The organism is Streptomyces sp. NPDC054847 (assembly GCF_053610925.1).
Window position 1 is genome coordinate 1 of record NZ_JBSGZJ010000298.1, and the last position, 9,004, is coordinate 9,004.

Annotated in this window: 8 protein-coding genes; 2 read left to right on the forward strand and 6 right to left on the reverse strand. The window is 74.0% G+C overall.

Going from position 1 to position 9,004, the window contains the following annotated elements:
- Positions 1-306 precede the first annotated feature (306 nt).
- Both ACWGH4_RS24730 and ACWGH4_RS24735 read right to left on the reverse strand, forming a co-directional pair.
- Positions 307-1,125 carry an inositol monophosphatase family protein gene (locus ACWGH4_RS24730; RefSeq protein WP_453464676.1) on the reverse strand — a complete coding sequence of 273 codons (819 nt, stop codon included), beginning with the start codon at positions 1,123-1,125 and terminating at the stop codon, positions 307-309.
- 41 nt (positions 1,126-1,166) lie between these two features.
- Entirely contained in the window at positions 1,167-2,954 is a 1,788-nt protein-coding gene (locus tag ACWGH4_RS24735) for a gamma-glutamyltransferase family protein (protein ID WP_453464679.1), read from the reverse strand.
- A gap of 169 nt (positions 2,955-3,123) precedes the next feature.
- Here ACWGH4_RS24735 and ACWGH4_RS24740 point away from each other — a divergent pair, with 169 nt between their 5' ends.
- Positions 3,124-5,277 (forward strand): DUF1996 domain-containing protein, encoded by a 2,154-nt coding sequence (locus ACWGH4_RS24740; protein WP_453464682.1) that lies wholly within the window; start codon positions 3,124-3,126, stop codon positions 5,275-5,277.
- A gap of 120 nt (positions 5,278-5,397) precedes the next feature.
- Here ACWGH4_RS24740 and ACWGH4_RS24745 read toward each other — a convergent pair whose 3' ends face one another.
- Complete coding sequence (locus ACWGH4_RS24745) at positions 5,398-5,937, reverse strand: TetR/AcrR family transcriptional regulator (protein ID WP_453464685.1); 540 nt, start codon at positions 5,935-5,937, stop codon at positions 5,398-5,400.
- An 86-nt stretch (positions 5,938-6,023) separates the two neighbouring features.
- Between ACWGH4_RS24745 and ACWGH4_RS24750 the strand changes: the two genes are divergently transcribed.
- Positions 6,024-6,935, forward strand: coding sequence for an oxidoreductase (locus tag ACWGH4_RS24750; protein WP_189464453.1), 912 nt, complete (start codon positions 6,024-6,026; stop codon positions 6,933-6,935).
- 62 nt (positions 6,936-6,997) lie between these two features.
- On the opposite strand, the gene ACWGH4_RS24755 is transcribed toward ACWGH4_RS24750, so the two are convergent.
- The 3 genes from ACWGH4_RS24755 to ACWGH4_RS24765 form a co-directional block, all read right to left on the reverse strand.
- Positions 6,998-7,654 (reverse strand): M15 family metallopeptidase, encoded by a 657-nt coding sequence (locus ACWGH4_RS24755; protein ID WP_453464690.1) that lies wholly within the window; start codon positions 7,652-7,654, stop codon positions 6,998-7,000.
- Positions 7,655-7,710: 56 nt separating this feature from the next.
- Positions 7,711-8,217: a MarR family winged helix-turn-helix transcriptional regulator gene (locus tag ACWGH4_RS24760; RefSeq protein WP_453464693.1), complete on the reverse strand. Its 507-nt coding sequence runs from the start codon at positions 8,215-8,217 to the stop codon at positions 7,711-7,713.
- Positions 8,214-9,004 (reverse strand): FUSC family protein (locus ACWGH4_RS24765; RefSeq protein ID WP_453464696.1); only part of this gene is annotated, 791 nt, incomplete at its 5' end. The genes ACWGH4_RS24760 and ACWGH4_RS24765, both read right to left, overlap by 4 nt.

A 9,004-nucleotide genomic window follows, 5' to 3' on the forward strand; every position in this document is an offset into this window, starting at 1 on the left:
GGCGGGAGCCGGCGGGGCACCGACCGGGGCGGACCGGGCGGGAGCCGGCGGGGTTCCGGGCGGGCCGGACCAGGCGGGAGCCGGCGGGGCACCGACCGGGGGCGGACCGGGCGGGAGCCTGCGGGGCTCCGGACGGGCGGTCCGGACCCGACGGAGTCCGGCGGGGGCCGGCGGGGCACCGACCAGGGCGGACCAGGCGGGAGCCGGCGGGGCACCGACCGGGGCGGACCGGGCGGGAGCCTGCGGGGTTCCGGGCGGGCCGGACCGGCTGGGAGCCAGCGGGGTCCGGGGCCGTGGCCCGTCGCGTCAGGTAAGGAGTTCGCGGATCCGGCGGGCCGTGGCCTCGTCGCGGGCCGCCGTGAACGGGAGGACGTTGGGGCCCGTGATGCGGAAGGGCTCGCCGGCGACGGTGAGATGCGCGCCGCCCGCCTCCGTCACCAGGAGCAGACCGGCCGCGTGGTCCCACGCGAGCTCCCAGGAGAACGCCACCGCGTCCAGGTCGCCACGTGCGACGTCCAGGTACTCGAGGCCCGCCGAGCCGCAGGGCCTGGCCTCGACGCCGGGCTCTGCGAGCCCGAGCAGCGCGCGCTTCTGCTCCGGGGTGGTGTAGTCGGGATGGGACATCGCGACCCGCAGCACCGAGCCGGGAACGGGCGAACCGGACCTCAGCGGCTCGCCGTTGAGCCGGGCGCCGCCACCGCGCACGGCGACGGCGAACTCGTCGAGCACCGGCGCGTACGTCCAGGAGGCGAGCAGTTCGCCGCGCACCGCGAGCGCGACGAGCGTGCAGAACCCGGGCTCGCCGCGCACGAACTGGCGGGTGCCGTCGACCGGGTCGACGATCCACACGGGCGCGTCGCCGTGCAGTGCGTCTGCGACGGCCGGGTCCGCGTGCACGGCCTCCTCGCCGACGACGACGGAGCCCGGCACGAGCGCCGTGAGCGAGGCGGTGAGGTGCTCCTCCGCGCTGCGGTCGGCGATCGTGACGAGGTCGTGCGGGCCGGTCTTCTCGTCGACCTCGTGCGCGGCGAGCCGGCGGTAGCGCGGCACGATCTCGGCGGCCGCCGCCTTGCGGACCGCCTCCTCGACATCGGACAGATCCCCGGTCAGAAAGTCATCGATCATGTCCTCAGACAATCATGCCCGGCCGACATCGAGGGAGGCGGTCAGCGTCCCACCGCGTAACCCTGCATTCCCCTGGGGTTCGCCGCGGCGGAGAGCACTCCGGTGCGGGGGTCGCGTGCGACCACGCAGAGTCTGCCCTCCGACCAGGGCCCGCCCACGGTGACGTCGTGTCCGCGCTCACGCAGCCCGGCCACCACCTCCGGGGGCGTGCGGGATTCGACGGTGACGCTGCCGGGCCGCATGCCGCGCGGGTAGAACGAGCCGGGGAAGGCGTCGTTGTGCCAGTTGGGAGCGTCGACGGCGCCCTGGAGGTCGTATCCGCCGCGCACCGGGGGCCGCAGCGCGACGGCGAGGAAGAAGTGCAGCTGCCACTGGTCCTGCTGGTCGCCGCCCGGGGTGCCGAACGCCATCACGGGCACGCCGTCGCGCAGCGCCAGCGAGGGGGTCAGGGTGGTGCGCGGGCGGCGGCCGGGCGTGAGGGAGTTCGGCAGGCCCGGCTCGAGCCAGGTCATCTGGAGTCGCGTGCCGAGCGGGAAGCCCAGTTCCGGTACCACGGGATTGGACTGCAGCCAGCCGCCGCTGGGGGTGGCCGCGACCATGTTGCCCCATCGGTCGACGATGTCGAGGTGGCAGGTGTCGCCCTGGACCGCGCCGTCCCGTGCCACGGTCGGCTCCCCCGCTCCCAACGCGCCGGCGCCGCCGCCGTCGTCCAGCACGTCGGCGGCGCGGGGGCTCATGACGGGGGTGCGTCCGCCGGGGCTGCCGGGCCGCAGGTCGTAGGAGGCCTTGTCGCCGACGAGCGCGCGGCGGGCCCTGTTGTAGGGCTCGGACAGCAGATCGCGGAGGGGGACCTCGGCCGCGTCGCCGTACCAGGCCTCCCGGTCCGCCATCGCCAGTTTGCAGCCCTCGACGAGCAGGTGGACGTACTCGGCGGAGCCGTAGGCGGGCAGTTCCGGCGGCAGCAGGGCCAGTTGCTGGAGCAACGCGGGCCCCTGGCTCCACCCGCCCGCCTTGCACAGGGTCCAGCCGTTCCAGTCGTAGGTGACCGGTGCCTCGTCCGTGGCCGACCAGCCGGCCAGGTCCGCCGCAGTGAGGGTCCCGGTGTGGCGGGAGCCGCTGGTGTCCATGGTGGGCCGCCCGGCCTGGCGGACGAGCGCCTCGGCGACGAAACCGTTGCGCCACACCTCCCGCGCGGCCTCGATCTGCCCGGTCCGGTCGGAAGCGGCGGCCTCCGCCTCCGCGATCAGCCGCCGCCAGGTGGCGGCGAGGGCGGGGTTGCGGAACAGCGTGCCGGGGGCGGGGGCCTGCCCGCCGGGCAGGTACACCTCGGCGGACGAGGTCCATTCGGTCTCGAAGAGCCCCCGTACGGTCTCCACCGTCTCGCAGAGCCGCTCGACGGGAGGGTGTCCGTGCTCGGCGTAGCCGATGGCGTAATGCAGCACCTCGGCGAGGGACTTGGTGCCATGGTCGCGCAGCAGGACCATCCACGCGTCGAACGCGCCCGGCACGGCGGCGGCCAGAGGCCCGGTGCCGGGGACCAGTTCGAGGCCGAGCGAGCGGTAGTGCGCGATGGTGGCCCCGGCGGGCGCGACGCCCTGGCCGCACAGCACACGCACCTCGCCGCCGGCCGGCGCGACGATGACCGGCACCTCGCCGGCGGGCCCGCACAGATGCGGCTCGACGACGTGGAGCACGAACCCGGCGGCCACGGCGGCGTCGTAGGCGTTGCCGCCCCGCTCGAGCACGGCCATCGCGGACTGCGAGGCGAGCCAGTGCGTGGAGGACACCATCCCGAAAGTCCCCTGGAGCGTCGGCCGGGTCGTGAACATAGGGCCCTCTCACCTCGTTGTTCGTCCGGACCGACCAGAACCGCCCTGGTCGGGCACGAGGTTCGGGCGGCGTTGAACACGTCGCCCGTCCCGCGCGTATGGAACTGGACGTGCCCCTTTCCGGACGCCGTCATGCCCCCACTTGACCATGCAGCAGATGGAGTTCTCCATGGGACGAACAACGCGAAGACGTCCGAGAGCAGGCAGACGCACGGCTGCCGCTTCAATCGCCCTCATCCTCGCCGGCGGCGGTCTCATCGCGGTCAACTCCTATGCCGCCGCCGGTGAGGGACAGGGCCCCTGGCCGGGCGGGGCGGGGCAGGAGCAGCCGGGGACCCTCGGCGCCGGACCCGTGCCGGCGACGGTCAAGTGCCCGGAGGTCGCGAACGCGCTGCCGGAGGTGCCGGAAGCGGCCAGGGCGGAGGTCGACCGCGAACTGGCGACGATGGACAGCCAGATCACCGAGGCCTACCAGCGGTTCGCCGACGAGAGGGAGCAGATCGAACGGGATCCGCGGTTCGCGCAGAACGCGATCCTCGGGCCACTCCGGAGCAAGCGGGAAGCGGGCCTCGACCGCATCGCGGAAGCCATCGGCCGGATCACCGGGCAACGGCCGCAGGATCTGCGGGCACTCGCTCCCTGCACCTTGCAGACCGATGGCGCGGACGACGCCGACGGGGCCGGACCGGGAGGCGACGGCGGAGGCGGCGGCGGAGGCGGCGGCGGCGGCGGACAGGGCGACGGGCAGGGAGGCAACGGCGGCCAGGCGGGCAACGGCCCCGAGGCGTCCGACTTCGCCGACATCAGCACCGTGTCCCCGAACGTGCAGGATCCCCCGCGGCTGCGCGGCGCCTCCCGCGGCACGTTCACCACGGACTGCGGCGTCAACGCGAACGGCAAGTTCAACCCGGACAACGTCATCGTCGCTCCGGGAGTGAGCAACGGCGCCCACCACATGCACGACTACGTGGGCAACCAGGCCAACGACGCGTTCGCCTCGGACGAGGATCTCGCGGCGGGCGCGACGACGTGTCGCGACCAGGGCGACCGCTCGACGTACTACTGGCCCGTGCTGCGGCTCCAGAACGGTCAGGCGGAGGACGACGCCCAGGCGGACGGCGGCGGCAAGGACCGGAACGTCGGCAGGATCCTGACCCCGTCACAGGTGACGCTCGACTTCGTCGGCAACCCGCGCGGCAAGGTCACCGCCATGCCGCGCTTCCTGCGGATCATCACCGGGGACGCGAAGGCCTTCGTCAACGGCAATGCCAACGCCAACGCCTCCTGGAGCTGCACCGGCTTCGAGGACCGGCAGCTGAAGGACAAGTACCCGATCTGTCCCCGGGGCAGCAAAGTGGTGCGCAGTTTCAGGTTCCAGAGCTGCTGGGACGGCCGGAACACCGACAGCGCCAACCACCGCACGCATGTGGCCTTCACGGACGCGAGCGGCCGTTGCCCGGGCGGCTTCCTCCCCATTCCGCAGCTCGTCCAGCGGATCGTCTACGCCGTGCCACCGCCGGTCTTCGAGGGGGCGGCCGCCGCCGTCTTCGCGCTCGACTCGTTCCCCGAGCAGCTGCACAAACCGGTCACCGACCACGGCGACTTCATCAACGTCTTCGACGATAAGCTCATGCGGGAGCTGGTGAACTGTCTCAACGAGGGGCGCCGCTGCGGCCCCGGCGATCCGGCGCAGGCACCGGGCGGCGACGGCCCGGAGCCGAAGGACGCCCCGGCGACGGCCACCGCCGCTCCGACCGGCTCGCCCGCCCCCGCGGAGCCGAAGCCGGAAGCCCCCACGCGTCCGGCCGCGCCCACCGCCGATCCGGAACCGGCGCCCGAGGCCCCCGACGCCCCCCAGGCCCCCGCGACGCAGGCGACACCGGCGACGCCCCCGACCCAGCAGCCCGCCGCGGAGAAGCCCGCACCCGAGAAGCCCGCCGCCCAGAGGCCCACGTCCGAGGCCGAGCAGGCGCCCGCAACACCCGACGCGGAGCGAGCACGGCCCGAAGCGGCAGAGGCAACCGTCCCGCCGGCCGCCCCCGCCGACCAGGCTGTCCCACCCGCGCCCGCGCAGAGCGGGCCGGCCACCGCCGGCGACCGGCAGAGTCCCGAGGCCCCGGCCGGGACGGCTGCCTCCGCACCCGCGGCTGGCGGGTCGAACGTCCCGTTGCCGAACGGTGACGCCGCTCCGCAGGCCGTGGAAGGCGGCCTGGCCGAGACCGGCGCCCAGTTGTGGCCGTCGGCCGCCGGAGCCGTGCTGCTGATCGTGGGTGTGGTGCTCCTCCGCATGCGCCCCCGCCCTGCGGTCACGCGTCGACGATGACGTGGGCCCCGACGCTCCGCCTCATGTGAGTACGGTCCGATCGCGGTCGCGCGGCACACGCCGCCGACCGCGGTTCGGGGGCCGTGCGCGAAACGAGCCCAGGCGGTCGGTCGGGCTGCCTCAGGCCAGGACGGAACGGAGCGCCAGCTCGATCCAGCGGTCGCGGGCCGCCTCCGGCAGCGAGTCGTCGGGCGCGGTCGCGGCAATGAGGGCGAAGTCCGCCGTGGTGATGTCGGGGCGGAGAAGTCCGCGGGCGTGGGCCACGGCGGTGATGTGGTCGAGCTCGGCGAAGCCGCGGCTCTCCATCTCCTGAAGGGCGTCCGCGGCCAGGCCGGTGGCCGCCGCCTTGATCGCCTTGTCGGAGGCAGGCTTCCGGATGAGCCATTCGAGGAGCCCCCGCAGTTCCGCGACCGGGTCGGCGCCGTCGTCGACCCGGTCCGCCGCTGTCCGGACGTCGGCGACGAGCCGCTCCGTGAGTTCGGCCAGCGCCGCGGCGATCAGGTCCGCCTTGGTGGGGAAGTGGCGGTAGAGCGTTCCCACTGCCACTCCGGCCGCTGCGGCGATCTCGTCCATCCCGACCCCGTCGCCCTGCTCGGCGAGCAGCGTCCCCGCGGCGTCCAGGATGCTCTTCCGATTGCGTGCCGAATCGGCGCGGACCATGGCCGCTCCTCGTCTCCACTTGACCAAAGATGAACCCAGGTTCACTATAGATGGTGAACCGATGTTCAGGTTAGGGGAGATGTGCCATGACCGGCTGGACAGAAGAAGACGTGCCCCTCGTCACCGAGGGCACCCTCGCCGTGGTGACCGGGGCCAACACCGGGCTGGGCCTCGACACGACCCGAGTGCTCGCACAGCGGGGCGCCACCGTCGTGATGGCCTGCCGCAACCAGGACAAGGCCGCCGCCGCCCGCCGGTCCCTCGTCGACCGCGGAATCGACCCCGCCCGTCTGCGCACGGCGTCCCTGGACCTCGCGGACCAGACGTCGATCGCGCGGTTCGCCGACGAACTGCCGGACGGCCGTCTCGATCTTCTGATCAACAACGCGGGCCTGATGGCGGTCCCCCGGTCCAGCACCGTCGACGGTTTCGAGACCCAGTTCGGGGTCAACCACCTCGGCCACATGGCTCTGACGCTTCGTCTGCTCCCCCGGCTGAACACCACGCCCGGCGCCCGAGTCGTCACCCTCACCAGCATGGGCCACCGCCCGGGCCGCATCCGCCTGCACGACCCGAACTTCCGGCGCGGCCGCTACAACCGCTGGACGGCCTACTTCCAGTCCAAGCTGGCGAACATGCTCTTCGCCGCCGAGCTCGCCAGGCGCAACGAGGGCCGCGGCGCGCTCTCGCTGGCCGCCCACCCCGGCTATGCCGCCACCGAACTCGGCAAGGACACCGGGATCCAGGCACGGCTCCTCTCGGTCGCCGACAGGATCGCCGCCCAGCCGTCCGCCGCCGGGGCCTGGCCGACGCTGCGCGCCGCGACCGACCCGGCCCCGGTCAACGGCGCGCTGTACGGCCCCCGACGGCTGGTGTCGGGCGCCGCCGTCCAGGAGACCCCGAGCCGCACGGCACGCCGGGCCGACCTCGCCGCCCGTCTGTGGGACCTCTCACTCGACCTGCTCTCGCCCGCGAAGGTCACCGACCCGCTGGCCTGACGTGGTCCACCAGCTCGCCGTGGCCCCGGCGCTCCGGGCAGGTGCCGTCGGTACGGAACGAGTCACGTGCCGTCGGCGGAGAAGTGGTGGTAGTCCGGGGGCGACCAGCGGCCGCCCCACTCCCAGCCGGCGTCGTCCATCGCCGTGGTGACGGCGTCGTCCGGAGTGATCACGCCTTTGGCGGGCCGGTCGCGGTCGAGGTGGCCCTCCGCGCCCGGCGGGTGCACCTTTCCCGAGCGGTCGACGTACGGGTTCTCCGCGGGGTTGATGTCGACCGCGTCCCCGAAGGAGTGGCGCGAGAGATGGCGGGCGTCGCCCGTCACCCGGCGGCAGTTGAAGGCGGAAGTGTTGTCGGCCGCCATCGCCTTGGCGTCGTCGCCGCCGTACTCGGCCATGACCCGCATGCGGCGGATGGGGAAGCGATCCTCGAAGGCCTTCTCGAAGACGTGCAGCAGGGGCCGGACCTCGTCCTGATGGACGATCAGTTCTCCGCGGTGGACACGGCCGTCGAAACCCCAGTGGTTCATGGTGAGCAGCCGCAGCCGGGACGGGGGCACCGGACAGCCGGGTTCGTAGCTCGCACCGAGTTTGGACGGGGGTACGTCGCTGACGGTGGCCGACAGCTGCGGGGCGGCGGCCGCGGCACCGTGGGCGGGCACGGCGCCGAGTGTGAGCCCGAGGGCCAGGACGGGCGCGGCGGCCCGGCGCGCGACGTTCACCCTTTCAGGTTAAGGACATCGCGGTCTGTCGGCCGCTCCGCGCGCCGGGGCTCCGGTCAGCGCCGCGGTGTTCCGAGGCGGCCTTCCAGCTGGACCAGCAGGTCGCTGAGGTGTGCGGCGAGGCCGGTGCGTGCCTGTTCGTCGAGGCCGGAGAGGACGGCGCTCTCGTACGCGAGCTGCTCGGGCAGCAGCCGGTCGACCAGGGTGCGCCCGTCGTCGGTGAGCCGGACGTGGGCGACGCGCCGGTCCCGTTCGTCGCCGCGGCGGTCGACCAGACCGCGTTCCTGGAGGGCGCGCAGCCGTTTGGTGACGGCCGCGCCGGAGGAGAACGTCTCGCGGGCCAGCTCGCCGGGGGTGAGCTCGCGGGCGTTGCGGCGGACCGCGCCGAGCAGGTCGAACTCGGCGCGGGTGAGCCCGGCGGAGCGCAGCGGCGCGTCCTCGGCCTGTTGCAGGAGTGCGGCGCAGCGGTTGATGCGGCCGATGAGTTCCATGGGCCCGGTGTCCAGGCCGGGGTGCACGGCCTGCCACTGCCGTACCACCGAGGCGACGATGTCGTCGGTCACACCGCTCCGATCCTAGGGGCGGGGCGGTGCAGCCCACGCCGTTGTGCTGTCGCCGCGAGCGTACGGTGTCCTGCCCGCTCGGCCTCGATGACCTCTTCCTCCGGAAGGGGCCGCTGCCACCATTCGCCCGCCGCGGCGTCCTGGGCGTCGCGCAGGTCCACGAGGGCGGCGGCCAGCCGGCGGCTCCCGGCTTCGAGGGCGGCCGCGGAGGGGGCCGGGCATGCGAGGGTCCGCTCCAGGGCGGCGCGGGCGCCCGCGGCGGCGGCGAGCGCCCTGTCCACCCGGCCGGCCGCCCGGCGGTTGGTGACGGCGACGGCGGCAAGGAGACCGAGGGCGACGCCGATCAGGGTGTCCAGGACCCGGTCGCCGATGAGCGTGCCCACCGGGTGTGCGCCGCTCGCCTCGACGAGGAGCAGCGCCATCGGGGTGACGGCGACGGAGCCGAGCCAGTAGTTGCGGGTGATCAGCGCTTCCGCGCCGAAGCTGAAGAACAGCAGGCACCCGAGGAGGGCCGCCGGTCCGGTCCTGATCAGCGGGACGACGGCGGCGAAGGCGAGGACGCCGACCAGGTTGCCGAGCGTGCGCTGAAGGGCCCGGTTCCAGCTGAGGGTGACGTTGGCCTGGAAGACGGAGGCGGCGGTGACGACGGCCCAGTACGGCCGGTCGACGCCCAGTGCGACGGCGGCGTAGCCGGCGAACGCGCAGCCGACGAGGGTGCGCAGTGCGATGGGCATGTGCGGTGAGCGGGGGCCGAGGCCGCGCAGCAGGGTGCGGCGGGCCTCGCGGC